Raw genomic sequence first — 16,032 nt, forward strand, 5'->3', positions numbered from 1 at the left:
GGGGGGGCGTGCGCGGGGGCGGCCTGGGCGATCGCGCCGGGTTGCTTGCCGGCGAGTGCGGCCGGCGGCCGCGCCACCTGGCTGCGCTGCAAGATGTCGGTGGCCCGGTCCCGGTCGGGTTCGGCAAGCGCGGCGTAGGCGGCCGCCGACAGGTCACCGCAGGTGGCGTAGCGGTCCGCGGGGTTCTTGGCCATGCCGCGGGCGATCACCGCGTCGAACGCGGCGGGGATGCCGGGCCGCGCGGCACTGGGCTGCGGGATCGCCTGGTGCAGGTGGGCGCCGATCACGCCGATCTGATCGCCGGTGTAGGGCGGGGAGCCGGTCAGGCACTCGTACAGCACGCAGCCCAACGCGTAGATGTCGGCCCGGTGGGTCACCTCGGAGTCGCTGAACCGCTCGGGCGCCATGTACTTGACGGTGCCCACGGTGGTGCCGATCTGCGTCAGCTTCTCGTCGGCGCTGGCGCTGGCGATCCCGAAGTCGACGAGGTAGGCGAAGTCGTCGCTGCTCACCAGGATGTTTTCCGGCTTCACGTCGCGATGCAGGACCCCGGCGGCGTGCGCGGCGTCGAGCGCCGAGCCGATCTGGCGCACGATGGCCACCGCCCGCGGCGGCGACAGCGCCCCGTACCGGCTCAGCATGCCGGCCAGGTCTTTGCCGTCGATCAGGCGCATGTCCACGTAGAGCTGCCCGTCGATCTCGCCGAAGTCGTGGATCGGGACGACGTGCGGTTCTTGCAGCCGCCCCGCGGTCCGGGCCTCGCGCTGCATGCGGGAGCGGAACACCGGGTCGTTGGACAGGGTCTGCGACATCAGTTTCAGGGCGACGATGCGCTCGCGCACCGTGTCCTCGGCCTCATAGACGTCACCCATGCCGCCGCGGCCGACCAGGCGCCGCAACCGATACGGACCGAACTGCGAACCCTCCCGCGAATCCGCGGTCGTGTCACCCATCCCGACTCCTCAGCCACCGACCGTGCGCAGGCATAAGGCTAAGGTTTCACGGCCCGCTGGGCACGGCGAATAGCGAAAGCCAGCTAATCCGGTGAGCGCGGTCAGCGGGGTTCGTCGTCACCGCTGGCGCGCTCGGTCAGCCCCTCGCGGGACAGGGCCCGCACGAACCCGAACGCCTGCATCCCGGCGGGCCCGGGGTTTTCGGTGATCCAGTCGTTGATCTTGCCGAACGCGTTCGCCAGGTCGTCGCGCTTGACGCGGATCAGGTAGGTCATCCGGTCGTCGTCGGGATCGTCGATGGATTCGGCGACGGCGACCGGGTGCTTGAAGGCGTACGCGATCCCGTGCACGGCGTCGTGGTTCAGCGCCCATTGAAGTTCGCTGGGCCGCAGCCGGTTCACCGCCAGGTTGCGGTAGTCATGGTCGTCGTGTGAATTGCTCACCTGGCCGGTGGTCCTCCTCTGTATGGCTCGAGAACGTGGACGGCGAGGAACTGAAAACCATGCCGCGCAGGGGATTCGATACGAGTGTGAAACCGGGCATTTCCATCATAGGAAGCGAGCGCATTCACTGCATTTTGAGCGCGCGTCGGACACCTCCGCCCGGGGCCGAGAGGCGACATCAGGAGATCAGGTGGCTGACGAATTCGGGGTGGACCAACAGCGCGACGCCGAGAAGTACCAGGGCCGCGGCCGTCAGGCGTCTCAGTTGGTCGCCGAACGGGGTCGACTTTTCCAGCCAGATCACGATCGAGAGCGCCAGCATCCATGCCAATTCCATTGTGCCGAAGGCGATCAGCAACAACATCAGCATCCAGCAGGAACCGACGCAATAAACGCCGTACCGGCCGCCGGCGAGAAACGCGCTGCCCGCTCCGCTGAGGCGACCGGATGCGCCGGGCGCGGAGACGGGCCGGTGGCAGTGCCGCAGGCAGGTCGCCTTGAAGGGCGTCAGCTGATGCACACCCGCGAGCACCGCCACCGCGCCGGCGGCGCGGCCGACCCACGAGCACGAGTGAATCACCGGATCCAGACGGACGGACGCGAGGTAGGCCGGCAGGCCCACGGCGCCCCACAAGGCCAGATATCCGGTGACGAACATGATCGCCGGGGCAACCTTGCCGGTGGCGGCGTGCGCATAGCGTCGCACGACGGGCAGGACGCCCGGCAGCATCATCGCGGCCATCATCGCCACCCACGCGACGAGGTAGGCGACCAGCGACATCGCCGACTGGGCGTTCATCTGCATCGAGTCGCCTTGCATAGTGGCCATGGCCACCGACCACCACCAGCCCAGACCCGCGACCGCCAGCAGGATTGCCGGCAACCAGACGTCGCTCCACGACCACTTGGATTGTTGGCTGTCGCCCACGAGGCCACCCCTTAAGTCCGCATCCCAGCGAGTTCGACCGCCACCCTACCCCACCCCGGGTGGGGTAGGGTACCGTGTAGACGGTCGACCAGATGGGAGAGCGGCATGGGCGAGGACCTGACGGACAAGAAGCGCGCGGCGCTGAACCGGCTCAAGACGGTTCGGGGCCACCTCGACGGGATCATCCGGATGGTGGAGTCCGACGCCTACTGCGTCGACGTGATGAAGCAAATCTCCGCGGTGCAATCCTCGCTCGAACGCGCGAACCGGGTGATGCTGCACAACCATTTGGAGACCTGCTTTTCCGCCGCGGTGATCGATGGCCGCGGTCAGGCCGCCATCGAGGAGTTGATCGACGCGGTGAAGTTCACGCCGGCGTTGACCGGCCCGCACGCGCAACTGACCGGTGCGGCGGTCGGTGAGGCCGCCACCGACGGCGAGCCGGCGACGGCCGGAAGCCGGGGATGACGACAGTGTCGACGGTGCCGGCGACGGCACGCTTTGACCGGGCAACGAGACAAAGGGATCGGTGAAAACGATGGCAGTGCATGGATTTGTGGCAAAGGCGATGCCGACGGTGATGACCGGCGTGGTGGGCGTCGCCGCGTATGAGGCCCTGGCGAAGGCGCCGTGGCGGAAGGCGACCGTGGTGGCCACCGCATGGGGCATCCGGGTCGCCCGCGAGGCGGAGCGCAAGGCGGGGCGGAGCGCCGAGCAGGCTCGGCTGACGGTTGCCGACGTCATGGCCGAGGCGAGGGAGCGCGCCGGATCCGAAGCTGCGCCGCTGACGGTGGCGGGCTCGGGCGAGGACGAATGACCGCCGGCGTCCTGGGCGACGTCGACGTCGCCCTGAAGGTGGTATCCGACGCGTCCGGGCGAATGCGGGTGCAGGTTAACGGGTTCGGTGTGGACGCGGTGCGGGCGGTCGCGATCGAAGAGACCGTCGCCAAGGTGGCCGGCGTGCAAGCGGTGCAAGCCTATCCGCGAACGGCATCGGTGGTGATCTGGTACTCGCCCCAGCAGTGCGACACCGCTGCGGTGCTGTCGGCGATCGCGGAAGCCGAACACGTTCCCGCGGAGTGTGTGCCCGCACGCGCTCCGCACTCGGCCGATATTCCCCAGGCGGGAGTGGTGCGCAGGATTGCGAGCGGCATCGGGTTGGCGCTCTTCGGCCTGCGGCACCGCGCGTCGGAGGCCGCAACCGACCCCGCGAGCTGCGGCGGCTGCGGTTCCCCACCTGCGGTCACCTCGGGGACGCTGTCGGCGGACGAGCAGAGCAGACGCGAGCGGCGCACCTGGCTGCGCCGGGTGTTGTTGGCCTTCCCCTTGGGGCTGGTGGCGATGGCGTCGACAATGTTCTTCGGCGCATATCCGTGGGCGGGATGGTTGGCTTTCGCCGCCACGGTGCCGGTGCAGTTCGTCGCCGGGTGGCCCTTCCTCAAGGCCGCGGCGCAGCAGGCTCGGGCGGGGACCTCCAGCATGGACACGCTGGTCGCACTGGGGACGCTGACCGCGTTCGTCTACTCCACCTACCAGTTGTTGGTCGGCGGTCCGCTGTTCTTCGACACGTCGGCGCTGATCATCGCGTTCGTGGTGTTGGGCCGCTATTTCGAGGCCAGGGCCCACGGCAAGGCGCGGGAGGCGATCGGCAAGCTGCTGGAGATGGGGGCCAAGGAGGCCACGCTGCTGGTCGACGGCGCGGAGCTCCTCGTACCGATCGATGAGGTCCGGGTCGGCGACCTGGTGCGGGTGCGCCCGGGCGAGAAGATTCCCGTCGACGGCGAGGTCGTCGACGGGCGCGCCGCGGTCGACGAGTCGATGCTGACCGGGGAGTCGGTCCCCGTCGAGAAATCGGTCGGTGACCACGTTGCCGGGGCCACGGTCAACACCGACGGCATCCTGACCGTGCGCGCCACCGCCGTCGGCGCGGATACGGCGCTGGCGCAGATCGTCCGCCTGGTGGAGCAGGCCCAGGGCGGCAAGGCTCCGGTGCAGCGGTTGGCCGACCGCGTGTCGGCGGTGTTCGTCCCGGCCGTCATCGGTGTGGCCGTCGCGACGTTTGCGGGCTGGACGTTGATCGCCGGCAACCCGCTCGCCGGCATGACCGCCGCGGTCGCCGTGCTGATCATCGCCTGCCCCTGTGCGCTGGGGCTGGCCACCCCCACGGCAATCATGGTCGGCACCGGGCGCGGCGCCGACCTCGGGATCCTGGTCAAGGGCGGCGAGGTGCTGGAAGCGTCGAAGAAGGTCGACACGGTCGTGTTCGACAAGACCGGCACCCTCACCCGCGCCCACATGCGAGTGACCGACGTCGTCGTCGGAAAGCACCGCCAGCCCGATCCGGTGCTGCGGATCGCCGCCGCGGTCGAGTCGGGCTCCGAGCATCCCATCGGCGCGGCCATCGTCGCCGCGGCGCGCGAGCGGGAGCTGAAAGTTCCGGCCGCCACGGCGTTTACCAGCATCGCCGGGCACGGCGTGCGTGCCCAGGTGGATGGCAGGTCCGTGGTCGTGGGGCGGCGCAAGCTGGTCGACGAGCAGGATCTGCGGCTGCCCGACGATCTCGCCGCGGCGGCCGCCGACCTGGAAGGGCAGGGGCGCACCGCGGTTTTCGTCGGCCGGGACGGTGACGTGATCGGTGTGCTTGCGGTGGCCGACACGGTGAAAGACGACGCCGCCGACGTGGTCGCACAGCTGCACGGCATGGGGCTGCAGGTCGCCATGATCACCGGCGACAACGCCCGCACGGCGAACGCGATCGCCGCACAGCTTGGGATCGACCGCGTGCTGGCCGAGGTGTTGCCGCAGGACAAAGTCGCCGAGGTGCGCCGGCTGCAGGACGAGGGGCGGGTGGTCGCGATGGTGGGCGACGGGGTCAACGACGCCCCCGCCCTGGTGCAAGCCGACCTCGGCATAGCGATCGGCACGGGCACCGACGTGGCCATCGAGGCCTCGGACATCACGCTGATGTCCGACCGGCTCGACGGTGTGGTGCGCTCGATCCAGCTGTCCAGGCAAACCCTGCGCACCATCTACCAGAACCTGGGGTGGGCCTTCGGCTACAACACCGCCGCGATTCCGCTTGCCGCCCTGGGGTCGTTGAACCCCGTAGTGGCCGGTGCGGCAATGGGCTTCTCTTCGGTCAGCGTCGTGACGAATTCGTTGCGGCTGCGTCGTTTTGGCCGTGAGGTCGCGTAGCAGGTAGCCGGTGCCGCGGGCGATCCGGGCCGAAAAGCCGTGGGAGTGAAGAGAGGTCGTGATGTCGGGATTGACAAGGCGGGCGGCGCTCGCCGCGCTCGGTGCGAGCGCTGCGGCGGGCGTCGGATACGTGTTGCGCGTTGCCGCCGGGCCAGCCTTCCGGATCCGCCTGGCCGACTGTGGCGGCATGATGGGCGCCGGTCACGCCGACATGCGGCTCTACATGGACATGTTCAATCGGCACACGGAGATCACCCGCACGGTCGAGGAAATCCCCGGCGGCGTTCGCACCACGACCCAGTCGGCGGCTCCCGACCTCGCAGCGCAACTGCATGCTCATGTCTCGAGCATGTACGCGCATCTCGATCAGGGCAACGAGGTGATGTGTATGAGCCAGAGCCTGCCGGCCCTGTTCCGCAATGCCGGTGGTTACCGGAGGCAGCTGACGCTCACGCCCACGGGGGTGATCGCCGAGGAGACCTCGGATGACCCCGCGCTCGTCGAGGTGATCCGTGCCCACGCCCGTGAGGTGACCGGATTCGTACAGGACGGCATGCCGGCGATGATGCGGGGAATGATGGACCCAGGGTGCATGGGAGGTCGCGGGGGCATGATGGGGCCCGGCGGGATGATGGGACCGCGCTGACAGCGGGTCATCACCGCGTCACCTCCGGTATTTCAGGAACACGTAGTCGTCGCAGACCAGCGCGTGCTCGAGGCGCATCGTCACCGGCGCGGGCAGCGACGACGGGGTGAGGCGGTGGCCCACCGGCTGGCTTGCCGCGAGGTTGGGGGCCAGGGTCACGCAGATCTCGTCGACGGCGTCGGCCTCCACCAACTCGTCGAGCACCGTCGGGCCGCCCTCGCACAGGATGCGGTGCATGCCCCGGGCGCGCAGCAGCGCGACGGCGCGTGAAACGTCCACGGAGTCTTCGCCGGCCACCAGCACCTGCCGCCGGTCGCCGGGCTGGTCACGCGCCGCCGCAGCCCCCGCGCAGGTCACCACGATCGGGGGTCGGCCGGGCTCGCTGAGCAGCCTCGACGGCAGCCGGCCGCTGCGGCTGATCACCGCGATCGGCGGCGGGGTCGGCCCCGCGTCGGGCAGCCGGACCGGGCCGTAGTTTTCGGCGCGCGCGGTCCCGGCGCCCACCAGCACGACGTCGGCGAAGCCGCGCAGGATTTTCAGCAGCTGCTGATCGGTCGGGCACGACAGCGGGCCGGCCCGGCCGCCGAACGCGGCGGCGCCGTCGGCGCTGAAGATCATGTTCGCCCGCACCCCCCGCGGGGGATCGGCGTAGAACGACGCGAGTTCGGTGACGTCGGCGACGGTGCCCACCCGGGGGATCACGGCTAGGCCTCGTGGCCGGGTTCCAGATGGCGGACGTCGCCGAAGGACACCCAGCTCTCCAGTTCCCGCGGCGGGTCGCCGTCGATCGGCGCCAGCAGGTGCCCGACGTGGTCGCCGAGCGAGAAACGCTCGAGGATCTCGCCGACGAACCATGCGGCCGCGTCGTCGAGGATGGGCATCTCGGCCGGGCCGCTGTGCCACGCGCAGCGGCCGAACTTGTCGACCTCGTCGCCGGTTTGGCTGCCGAACAGCTCCACGGTGGCGAGGTGCTCGTGGTCGAACACGTGCACCGCCAAATGAGTCGCCTCGGCGGCGACCCGGAACGTGTGGTTCTTCCTGGACAGCCCGACCAGGAAGCGGGGCGGGTGGATGCTGGTCTGGCTGGCGAAGCCGACCAGGCAGCCCGCCGCGATGCCGCCGGCCCGCGTGGTGACGACGTACATCGGGTAGTTGAGCACCGCCACCAGCTTCTCGAACGCGTCTTCTCCCTGGGCGGCCATCCGCTCAGTCTTCCCGTTCGGCGCGCGGGGGAACCGCGCGGCGCGCCGCTAGGGCCGGCAGCAGGCCGCTTCGGGCTCGTCGGCGGTCGCCCCGAAGGTGTCGGAGTCCGCGATGACGGTGTAGACCTCCCAGCGCTCCCCGCCGGGCCCGGTGACCCACACCTTGTCCTGGCTGGCGAAGCAGCAGGTGGTGTTCAGCTCCTCCTCGGCGACCAGCTCGCGTTCTGTGAGGCGGGCGATCTCGGCGTGCACGGCGTCGCTGGACGTGACCTCCACGCCGAGGTGGTTGAGGCTGCCGCCGTGGCCGGGGTTCTCCAGCAGCACGAGTTTGAGTGGGGGCTGCGCGACGGCGAAGTTCGCGTAGCCGGGCTTGAGTTTGGCGGGCTCGGTGTCGAACAGCTTGGAGTAGAACGCGACGGCCTCGGCGAGGTCGTCGACGTTGAGGGCGAGTTGCACACGAGACATGGTGATGTCCTTCCTTCGGGTGTGGGCTATGTGGTTGTGGTGGGCAGGAGTTCGGCGACCAATGCCTCGACGCGACGGGCGATGTCGTCGCGGATGGCGCGTACCGCGGGCAACGGTTGGCCGGCGGGGTCGGGCACCTTCCAGTCGCGGTAGGACACTCCCGGGAAGTAGGGGCAGGTGTCGCCGCAGCCCATGGTGATCACGACGTCGCTGATCCGCACGCCGTCACCGGTGAGGACCGCCGGGGTGGCCGCGGTGAGGTCGATGCCGAGCTCGGCCATGGCGGTGACCGCGACGGGGTTGACCCGATCGGCGGGTTGCGTGCCGGCCGAACGGACGTCGATGCGACCCCCGGCCATCCGGCTCAGCAGGGCGGCGGCCATCTGGGAGCGTCCGGCGTTGTGCACGCAGACGAACAGCACGCTGGGCTTAGCGGTCATCGCGTCCCCGAAACAGCCGGGCGCGCAGGGCAAGCGAGACGTAGACCAGTCCGACCAGCACGGGCACCTCGATCAGCGGGCCGACGACCCCGGCCAGCGCTTGCCCGGACGTGACGCCATAGGTCGCGATGGCCACGGCGATGGCCAGCTCGAAGTTGTTGCCGGCGGCGGTGAACGCGAGGGTGGCGGTGCGCGCGTAGCCGAGGCGCAGCAGCAGGCCCAGCGCGTACCCGCCGGCCCACATGATCGCGAAGTAGGCCAGCAGCGGGAGCGCGATGCGGGCCACGTCCCACGGCCGGGAGGTGATCGCGTGGCCCTGCAGGGCGAAGAGGATCACGATGGTGAACAACAACCCGTACAGCGCCCACGGCCCGACGCGGGGGAGGAAACGCGTCTCGTACCACTGCCGGCCCCGCGCGCGTTCGCCCAGCCGGCGGGAGAGGTAGCCGGCCAGCAGCGGAATGCCGAGGAAGACGAGTACCGCCTTGGCGATCTGCCAGGGGGAGACGTGGATCCCGGTTTGGGGCAGGCCCAACCACCCGGGCAGCACCGACAGGTAGAACCAGCCCAGCGCGGCGAACATCACGACTTGAAACAGCGAATTCAACGCGACCAGCACGGCGGCCGCCTCGCGATCCCCGCAGGCCAGATCGTTCCAGATGATGACCATGGCGATGCACCGCGCCAGCCCGACGATGATGAGGCCGGTGCGGTACTCGGGCAGGTCGCCCAGCAGCGACCAGGCCAGCGTGAACATCACGGCGGGACCGACCACCCAATTCAGCACAACGGAGGACACCATCAGCTTGCGGTCGGCCGTGACTTCGTCGAGGCGGTCGTAGCGGACCTTGGCCAGCACCGGATACATCATGACCAGCAGCCCAATGGCGATCGGGAGCGAAATACCCTGGATGGCAACGGCACCGAGGGCCGAGCCGAGGTGTGGAAAGACCCGGCCCAGCAATAAGCCGGCGGCCATCGCCGCGCCGATCCATACCGGCAGAAGCCGGTCCAACACGGGGAGCCGGGTCGTCGGTGCGGCCGGGCTGGGCGCCGACGTCTCGGTGTTGTGGGTCATGGCCTGAGCACCTCCGAAAGTTGTTGCAGCGCGGAAGGAATCACCCAGTAATAGACCCAGGTGCCGCGCCGTTCGCAGCCCAGCAGCCCGGCCGAGCGCAGCAGCTTGAGGTGATGGGAGATCGTGGGCTGGGAGAGGTCGAAGGTGGCCGATATCTCGCAGACGCAGGCCTCGCCGCCGGGGTGGCTGGCGATCAGGCTCAGCATCCGCAGGCGCACGGGGTCGCCGAGCGCCTTGAACATCGTCGCCAACTCGATCGCCTGGGGCTCGGCCATGGCGGCCGCGCCCAACGTCGGGCAGCAAGCGCTCTGATTCGACATCTGTCTATATAAACACATATCGAATCAACGCGCCACCCGGGCCGGGCCGGCGTGATGGATGCGGGCGGCAACGGCATCGCGCGGTGTGCGCGCCCGGCCTAGGGTGAACCGGGAGGCGCTGTGACGGCTCGGGAGTGTGATCGTGCCGATTGACCGACGTGAATTGTTGAAGTGGGCCGCGCTGGCCGCAACCGGAAGCGCCGCGGCGGCGTGCGCGCGGAGCGGGCCGCCCGGCGGCAAGGCCGACTACACGCTCCGGATCGGTACCGCCGCGGTCGAATTGGCCCCGGGGCATGTCGTGACGACCCTGACTTACAACGGCCAGTTCCCCGGGCCGCTGCTGCGGTTCACGGAGGGCCAACGGACCACGATCGACGTCTTCAACGACACCGGTTTCCCCGAGCAGCTGCACTGGCACGGTCAGCACGTGGGCGTCGACGTCGACGGTTCCGCCGAGGAGGGCACGCCCTACATCCCCGCGAACGGCATGCGGCGGATCTCCTTCGTCCCCGGCCCGGCGGGTTTCCGGTTCTATCACACGCACGTGGTGCCGCGCTCGGATCTGTCCCGCGGCCAATACACCGGACTGGTCGGCCCCGTCTACATCGAGCCCCGACAGGATGCCGGCGCCTACGACCAGGAGATCTTCCTGACGCTCAAGGAATTCGAGCCCACGTTCAGCCGCGGCGGCGACATGGCCGGTGACTTCCTGCCCGGTGAACAGGACCCTGATCTGCGGGCGAGGGGCGAATCCGCGATGGCGGCCTCGCTGGCCCGCGGCGAACCCCGCGGCTACGAGGTCGGCTACGGCGCGTTCGCCGTCAATGGCCGCATGCTCGGCCACGGCGATCCCATCCGGGTGCGCACCGGCCAGCGGGTGCTGCTGCACGTCCTGAACGGCAGCGCCACCGAAAACCGCAGCCTGGCGCTGCCCGGCCACACCTTCAACGTCATTGCGCTGGACGGCAATCCGGTGCCCCGCCCGGCGGCGGTGCCGGTGCTGTGGCTCGGCGCGGGCGAACGCGTCTCGGCGCTGGTGACCATGACCAACCCGGGGGTGTGGGTGCTGGGCGACCTCTCCGACGACGACCGCGGGCGCGGCATGGGAGTGGTGGTCGAATATGCCGGGCGCGGTGGGGATCCGCAATGGGCGGCGCCCCCGCCGTTCGCCTGGGATTACCGGCTGTTCGCGCACCCCGCGCCCGTCCCGCCGCCGGAGCAGACGATCGAGATGCTGATCGAGAAGCGCAACGCCGCCGACGACGGGTTCAACGCCTGGACGATCAACGGCACGGCCTTCGACATGGGCGCCGACCGGCCCGTGCTCGACGTGCGGCGCGGCGCGCGCTACCGGCTGCGCTTCCGCAACGCCAGCGACGACCTGCACCCGATGCATCTGCACCGGCACACGTTCGAAATCACCCGATTCGCCGGCACGCCGACGGCCGGCGTCCGCAAGGACGTCGCGATGCTCGGCGGCTACCAGAGCATGGACGTCGACTTCGTCGCCGACCAGCCCGGCTTGTCGCTGCTGCACTGCCACCAGCAGATCCACATGGACTACGGCCTCATGCTGCTGCTCAACAGCGGCTGACCTCAACCGAGCGGATCGTTCTCCCGCACCCCGCGATACATGCCCCACCGCACGATCCACGGCATCACGACTCGCTCCACCGACCACGACGGAAACCGGAACGAATGCCCGCTGGGCAGAAAGACTTCCAGCCCGTCGGGTTGCGCGCCCACCAGCGAACCCCACCTCCGCGTCGGCGCGCGGTAGGCGCCCAGCCGCCCGCCGCCGAGCTCGGCGCGGACGTTGCGGGCCACCAGCGCGTCCCCCCGGTTGCGGGCCGAGCTGCGCAGGGGGTCGGTTGCCGCGACGTCGCCGACCGCGAAGACACCGGGATGGCCGGGCACCCGCAGCTGCGGCGTCACCCGCACGAAGCCGCGCTCGTCGAGCAGCTCCGGCGGCAGCCACTCGGTGTTGGGTCGCACCCGCCCGATCGCCCACAGCACGGCGTCGGCGCGCGCGGGCGGTTGTCCGGTGCTCCAGCGCACCGGGTCGCCGGTGATCTCCTCGCCGGCGAACCCGTCGGGCAGCACGGCGCGGTGGCCCGGGTGGACGCCCACGCCCAGGCCGGTGAGCCGGCCATGCAGCCGCCGCCAGATCCGGGGGTGGTGTCCCTGCAGCGCGGACCGCCCGGGGAAGTACAGGTCGATTCGCTTGCGCGGCCAGGTGGTGGCCATGTTGAGCGCGCTGCTCACCGCCGCCGCGCCGCCGCCCACGACGATGACCGAGCCGGCGGCGGCGAGCCGGTCATGCGCGGCGCGCAGCTCGGCGCCGACCTCCCCGGCCGATTGCAGCGTCGGGCGTCGCCAGAAGCCGTTGCTGACCCCGGTCGAGATGATCAACGCGTCGTATTCCTCGGCGACGGCCGCCCCGTCGGCGCGTTCGCCCAGGACGGTTCGCGCGGCCAGGTCGAGACCGGTCAGCCGCGCGTGCACCGTGCGCACCCGGTCGAGGCGGCGGAACCTGTCGAACGGAATCCAGTAGTCGCGCGCCCAATCGTCCGGGCGGGCGAGCCGGACGCCCAGTTCCTGACCGCTGACCAGCGCGGGCTTGACGGAGATGCCGACGACGTCGGCGTACCCCGACAGCCGGATCGCGGCCAGGACACCCGCGTCTCCGAGCCCGGCGATGACGACACGCTTGCGGTTCATGCCGTTATCCTGCCTGGCATGAATTTCGGGCCCGCCCGCTGATCGGCCGAGTGTCAGGAGCGCGCCGCGGGTTGACGATCAGTTGATCGGTCACGGCACTTTGGGCTTGATCTCCTCGATCACCCATTGCGCGTAGTCGAGGTATTCGTCGACGCCGCCGACGGCCGGGATGGGCACGGCGCTCATCGTCACACCCTGCTCGGCGAGCCGGCCCAACCGGTCGACGATCTCGCCGGCGCTCATGCCGGGCCGTCCGCTCGGATCGTCGCGGGCGACGTGCCCCTCGCCGACCCGGTTGGTGCTCAGCCCGTGCATCACCTCGAAGGGCCGGCCGTCATAGGAGGGCTGCGACTTGAGGTAGTCGAGCCGTTCGGCGATGCGCTCCGGCGGCGTCAGGAACGGCCACCAGCCCGACCCGTACCTGGCCGCCCGGCGCAGAGCGGCGTCGGCGTCGCCGCCGATCCAGATCGGAAGGTGGGGCCGCTGAACGGGTTTGGGTTCGAACGCGACGCCGTCGAACGACACGTAGCGTCCCTCGAATCGCGGTGTGTCACTGGTCCACAATTCGATGATGGCGGCCAGGTACTCGTCGGCGATGCGACCGCGTTCGGCGAACGGCACGCCGAGGAGCTCGAATTCCTTTGCCAGCCAGCCGACCCCGAAGGTGACCATCAGCCGGCCCCCGCTCATCCAGTCCGCGGTGGCCAGCGCCTTGGCCAGGTCGATCGGCTGATGCAACGGCAAGATGGTGACGCAGGAGTTGACCACGACCCGTTCGGTCGCGCCGGCGATGTAGGCCTGGGCGGCCGTCGAGTGCAGGTAGTGCGGACCGGACAGCTCGACGTGTTCGGCCGGGATGACGAGATGCTCCGGAACGGCGATCATGTCGTAGCCCCATCGGTCGGCGCATTTGACCATGCGGGTCTGGTCGGGGCCCGTGACCGCGGCTTCCCAGGGCTGCGTCATCGCCGGCAGCCGCACCATATGGGGAAGGGGGAATGCGAATTTCATTCTGGGTCTCCTACCCGCTGTCCCGCTGCAACGATCATCCACAACGCCGCATCCCGGCTAGCGGTCCATGTCAAACCGATCCTCGCCACGGGTTGTTAACCTTGCGCCGTGGCCTCCGAACCGGACCCTACCGGCGAAAACAAGTCGAAGGCGGCGCTTGCCGCCACGAGTTGGGCGCTGCTGGGCATGATGTCCTATGAGGAGGAAGTGTCCGGCTACGACCTGAAAAAGTGGATCGATTGGAGCGTCGATCTCTACTACTGGAGTCCGTCGTACAGCCAGATCTACACCGAGCTGAAGAAGCTCGAGGGGCTGGGCCTGGTGACCTCACGCGTTGAGCGCGACGAGGGTACGCGCAGTCGCCGGCTCTACAAGATCACGCCGGCCGGGATGGCCGCCGTCACCGACTGGACCAACAACGCCCCGGTGGACCCCCCGGTGCTCAAGCACAGCGTCCTGCTGAGGGTCACGTTCGGTCACCTCAGTAACCCGGCCCGGCTCAAGGAGTTGCTCCAAGAGCACGTCGCGTACGCCGAAGCCAGGCATCGCAAAGCGGTCGAGGACGCCGACGGCGCCGAGGCCCAACCCGCCTGGGCGTATTCGGTGATCGCGCTGCGCTGGGCGGCCAAGTACTACGCCGCGGAGCGCGAGTTCGCGCTCGAACTGATGAAGGACATCGACGAAGCCGACGCCGTTCTGAAGAAGGCGGCCAAGGGCGGCTTCGGACAGCCGCGCCCGATGCCCGGCTATTGGCGGGAGGTCGAGAAGCAGGTCGAGGCCAAACGCAAGGCGGACTGATCCTGATGGCGGCGACCCGTCCCCCGCAAGCGGGAGGTACCCCCATCGCCCGGCCTCGCCGCCCTCGCGATCGCCGCTAGCCCGCCCCGGCCCGCGCCGCGGCGTCGCGGGCCGCGATGTACCCGTAGACCAATCCCTGCGCGATCGTCGCGCCCGCGCCCGGATACGTCGTGCCGAACGCGTTGGCGGCGGTGTTGCCGATTGCATACAGGCCGGCGATCACGCTGCCATCCTCGCGGAGCACCCGTGCGCGTTCGTCGGCCTTCAGCCCGCCGCACGTGCCGAGGTCGCTGAGCACCATCTTCACGGCGTAGAACGGGCCCTTGACCAACGGGCGCAGGTTAGGGTTGGGCTTGATCGTGGGGTCACCGTAGTAGCGGTCGTAGGCGCTGCGCCCCCGGCCGAAGTCGGGATCCTCACCGACGGCGGCGTTTTGGTTGAAGTGCGTCATCGTCTCGCAAAATTGCGGCACCGGAACGTTCATCCGAGCACCCAGCTCGCCCAGGTTGTCCGCCCGCACCGCGATGCCCGCGTCGTACCAGGCTTGCGGGATGCGCATGCGCGGAAACAGTTCGGCGCCAAAGACATAGCTGTTGCGGTACTGCTGGTCGAACACGATCCACATCGCGTCCACGGGGCTGCCCGACCGCTCCAGCTCGAGCATTCGCTGGCCGAACGACATGTAATCCGCGGACTCGTTCGCGAATCGGTGGCCGTTGTGGTCGACGATGAGACTCCCGGGCAGTGAACGCTCGGCCAGCATTACCGCCGGCGCCTTGCCCGGAAGGGGCGCGATGGCGGGAAACCACCAGGCTTGATCCATCAGAGCAATATCGGCGCCGAATTCCTGCCCGGCACGTATGCCGTCGCCCGTATTGGACTGCGCACCCAGGCTCAGATTGGCGCCCAGCGACTCGGACTGAAACTTCCACCTCATGTCCATGCTGTGGTCAAAACCGCCGGTTGCCAGCACAACTCCGCGCCGGGCGGTGATCCTTACCTCGTGCCCCTCATGGCCGACGATCGCGCCGGTCACCCGCTGCGCGTCGCCCTCGAGGCGCACGAGCGGGCTGCCGGTCCACACCGGGATGCCGGCGCGCAGCACACCGGCAAACAGCCCGGCCATCAGGCCCTGACCGCCAGCGGCGTAGCGCCGACCGATCAGCCTCCCGCCCAACCCCTGCGCCACCCGCTTGCCGAACGTCGGAATGCCCTTGCCCGGCACCCGGACCACGAGGTTCATCCACCGGTAGTCGGCGCCCGTCGTCGGTATCGAGATGCCGGCCTCGAGCACGCCGGGCCGCAACCGGGTGCGGTACCGGCCCAGGACCGATGTGTCGAACGGGTGGCATTCGCAGGTCCGGCCCGCCGCGCTGCCGCCCGGCTCCTCGGGGTGATAGTCGGAGTAGTCCCGGGCCCAGAACAGCCGCAGCGGGGTCGTTCGGCGCAGCATGTGGACCGTCGCCGGGACATGGGCCACGAATTCGGCCGATCGCTGCGGCGGGGCCGAACCGGCCACCACGGAGTCCAGATACGCGGCGGCGCGCTCGGGGGAGTCCTCGGCGCCGGCCTCGCGCAGTACGGGACTGACGGGCAACCAGAGCGCGCCGCCCGAGCGGGCCGTCGACCCGCCCACGTCCGACGACTTCTCCACGATCAGCACCGACAGCCCGAGTTCGTGGGCGGCCAGTGCCGCGGCCATGCCGGTTCCCGATCCGACCACCAGCAGGTCGACCGTCACATCGGCCACGGGAAGCCCGGCGGGGATCGTCGCGCTCTGGGGGTTCACGCCGAAAACGGTATGCCGAGGCCGCCCGGCAACGGAAGAGCCG

General features: G+C 69.7%; 15 protein-coding genes and 2 pseudogenes. 6 read left to right on the forward strand and 11 right to left on the reverse strand.

What is annotated here, in order from left to right; all coding sequences use genetic code 11:
• The 3 genes and pseudogenes from HMPREF0591_RS16960 to HMPREF0591_RS16970 all read right to left on the reverse strand — a co-directional run.
• A pseudogene (locus tag HMPREF0591_RS16960) lies at positions 1-953 on the reverse strand (serine/threonine-protein kinase); the annotation flags it as partial.
• A 101-nt stretch (positions 954-1,054) separates the two neighbouring features.
• Positions 1,055-1,396, reverse strand: a complete 342-nt coding sequence (locus HMPREF0591_RS16965) for a hypothetical protein (RefSeq protein ID WP_007169845.1) — start codon at positions 1,394-1,396, stop codon at positions 1,055-1,057.
• 178 nt (positions 1,397-1,574) lie between these two features.
• Positions 1,575-2,324 (reverse strand): DUF2182 domain-containing protein, encoded by a 750-nt coding sequence (locus HMPREF0591_RS16970; protein WP_007169846.1) that lies wholly within the window; start codon positions 2,322-2,324, stop codon positions 1,575-1,577.
• Between the two features lie 105 nt (positions 2,325-2,429).
• On the opposite strand from HMPREF0591_RS16970, the gene csoR reads away from it, so the two are divergent.
• The 4 genes from csoR (at position 2,430) to HMPREF0591_RS16990 (ending at position 6,165) form a co-directional block, all read left to right on the forward strand.
• Entirely contained in the window at positions 2,430-2,792 is a 363-nt protein-coding gene (csoR, locus tag HMPREF0591_RS16975; protein WP_007169847.1) for a copper-sensing transcriptional repressor CsoR, read from the forward strand.
• Positions 2,793-2,862: 70 nt separating this feature from the next.
• A complete protein-coding gene (locus HMPREF0591_RS16980; protein ID WP_040622997.1) occupies positions 2,863-3,141 on the forward strand; it encodes a DUF1490 family protein in 279 nt (92 codons plus the stop codon).
• Between the two features lie 62 nt (positions 3,142-3,203).
• Positions 3,204-5,519 (forward strand): copper-translocating P-type ATPase, encoded by a 2,316-nt coding sequence (locus HMPREF0591_RS16985; RefSeq protein ID WP_085981675.1) that lies wholly within the window; start codon positions 3,204-3,206, stop codon positions 5,517-5,519.
• Between the two features lie 61 nt (positions 5,520-5,580).
• Positions 5,581-6,165, forward strand: coding sequence for a hypothetical protein (locus tag HMPREF0591_RS16990; RefSeq protein ID WP_007169850.1), 585 nt, complete (start codon positions 5,581-5,583; stop codon positions 6,163-6,165).
• Between the two features lie 18 nt (positions 6,166-6,183).
• Here the strand turns inward: HMPREF0591_RS16990 and HMPREF0591_RS16995 are convergent, their stop codons facing one another.
• The 5 genes and pseudogenes from HMPREF0591_RS16995 to HMPREF0591_RS17020 form a co-directional block, all read right to left on the reverse strand.
• Positions 6,184-6,867 (reverse strand): pyrimidine reductase family protein, encoded by a 684-nt coding sequence (locus HMPREF0591_RS16995; protein WP_007169851.1) that lies wholly within the window; start codon positions 6,865-6,867, stop codon positions 6,184-6,186.
• 2 nt (positions 6,868-6,869) lie between these two features.
• Positions 6,870-7,367, reverse strand: a complete 498-nt coding sequence (locus HMPREF0591_RS17000) for a flavin reductase family protein (RefSeq protein WP_007169852.1) — start codon at positions 7,365-7,367, stop codon at positions 6,870-6,872.
• A gap of 48 nt (positions 7,368-7,415) precedes the next feature.
• On the reverse strand, positions 7,416-7,832 hold the full coding sequence (locus HMPREF0591_RS17005; protein WP_007169853.1) for an ArsI/CadI family heavy metal resistance metalloenzyme: 417 nt from the start codon (positions 7,830-7,832) through the stop codon (positions 7,416-7,418).
• Positions 7,833-7,858: 26 nt separating this feature from the next.
• A pseudogene (gene arsB / locus HMPREF0591_RS17015) lies at positions 7,859-9,350 on the reverse strand (ACR3 family arsenite efflux transporter).
• On the reverse strand, positions 9,347-9,670 hold the full coding sequence (locus tag HMPREF0591_RS17020) for an ArsR/SmtB family transcription factor (protein ID WP_007169856.1): 324 nt from the start codon (positions 9,668-9,670) through the stop codon (positions 9,347-9,349). Before HMPREF0591_RS17020 ends, arsB begins: the two are co-directional and overlap by 4 nt.
• Before the next feature lie 148 nt (positions 9,671-9,818).
• Here HMPREF0591_RS17020 and HMPREF0591_RS17025 point away from each other — a divergent pair, with 148 nt between their 5' ends.
• Entirely contained in the window at positions 9,819-11,264 is a 1,446-nt protein-coding gene (locus HMPREF0591_RS17025) for a multicopper oxidase family protein (RefSeq protein ID WP_425270218.1), read from the forward strand.
• A 2-nt stretch (positions 11,265-11,266) separates the two neighbouring features.
• On the opposite strand, the gene HMPREF0591_RS17030 is transcribed toward HMPREF0591_RS17025, so the two are convergent.
• Both HMPREF0591_RS17030 and HMPREF0591_RS17035 read right to left on the reverse strand, forming a co-directional pair.
• Positions 11,267-12,391, reverse strand: a complete 1,125-nt coding sequence (locus tag HMPREF0591_RS17030) for an FAD-dependent oxidoreductase (protein WP_007169858.1) — start codon at positions 12,389-12,391, stop codon at positions 11,267-11,269.
• Between the two features lie 90 nt (positions 12,392-12,481).
• Positions 12,482-13,402 (reverse strand): TIGR03619 family F420-dependent LLM class oxidoreductase, encoded by a 921-nt coding sequence (locus HMPREF0591_RS17035; RefSeq protein ID WP_007169859.1) that lies wholly within the window; start codon positions 13,400-13,402, stop codon positions 12,482-12,484.
• 108 nt (positions 13,403-13,510) lie between these two features.
• On the opposite strand from HMPREF0591_RS17035, the gene HMPREF0591_RS17040 reads away from it, so the two are divergent.
• Entirely contained in the window at positions 13,511-14,200 is a 690-nt protein-coding gene (locus tag HMPREF0591_RS17040) for a PadR family transcriptional regulator (protein WP_007169860.1), read from the forward strand.
• Positions 14,201-14,276: 76 nt separating this feature from the next.
• Here the strand turns inward: HMPREF0591_RS17040 and HMPREF0591_RS17045 are convergent, their stop codons facing one another.
• A complete protein-coding gene (locus HMPREF0591_RS17045) occupies positions 14,277-15,989 on the reverse strand; it encodes a 3-ketosteroid-delta-1-dehydrogenase (RefSeq protein WP_007169861.1) in 1,713 nt (570 codons plus the stop codon).
• Positions 15,990-16,032 lie beyond the last annotated feature (43 nt).

Origin of the sequence: Mycobacterium parascrofulaceum ATCC BAA-614 (assembly GCF_000164135.1) — a bacterium.
Classification (GTDB): Bacteria; Actinomycetota; Actinomycetes; order Mycobacteriales; family Mycobacteriaceae; genus Mycobacterium; species Mycobacterium parascrofulaceum.

What these genes read in the sequence shown, in the direction of transcription:
- csoR (WP_007169847.1), top strand. Translation starts at nt 2,430, where the DNA reads ATGGGCGAGGACCTGACGGACAAGAAGCGCGCGGCGCTGAACCGGCTC.
- HMPREF0591_RS16980 (WP_040622997.1), top strand. Translation starts at nt 2,863, where the DNA reads ATGGCAGTGCATGGATTTGTGGCAAAGGCGATGCCGACGGTGATGACC.
- HMPREF0591_RS16985 (WP_085981675.1), top strand. Translation starts at nt 3,204, where the DNA reads ATGCGGGTGCAGGTTAACGGGTTCGGTGTGGACGCGGTGCGGGCGGTC.
- HMPREF0591_RS16990 (WP_007169850.1), top strand. Translation starts at nt 5,581, where the DNA reads ATGTCGGGATTGACAAGGCGGGCGGCGCTCGCCGCGCTCGGTGCGAGC.
- HMPREF0591_RS17000 (WP_007169852.1), bottom strand. Translation starts at nt 7,367, where the DNA reads ATGGCCGCCCAGGGAGAAGACGCGTTCGAGAAGCTGGTGGCGGTGCTC.
- HMPREF0591_RS17005 (WP_007169853.1), bottom strand. Translation starts at nt 7,832, where the DNA reads ATGTCTCGTGTGCAACTCGCCCTCAACGTCGACGACCTCGCCGAGGCC.
- HMPREF0591_RS17020 (WP_007169856.1), bottom strand. Translation starts at nt 9,670, where the DNA reads ATGTCGAATCAGAGCGCTTGCTGCCCGACGTTGGGCGCGGCCGCCATG.
- HMPREF0591_RS17030 (WP_007169858.1), bottom strand. Translation starts at nt 12,391, where the DNA reads ATGAACCGCAAGCGTGTCGTCATCGCCGGGCTCGGAGACGCGGGTGTC.
- HMPREF0591_RS17035 (WP_007169859.1), bottom strand. Translation starts at nt 13,402, where the DNA reads ATGAAATTCGCATTCCCCCTTCCCCATATGGTGCGGCTGCCGGCGATG.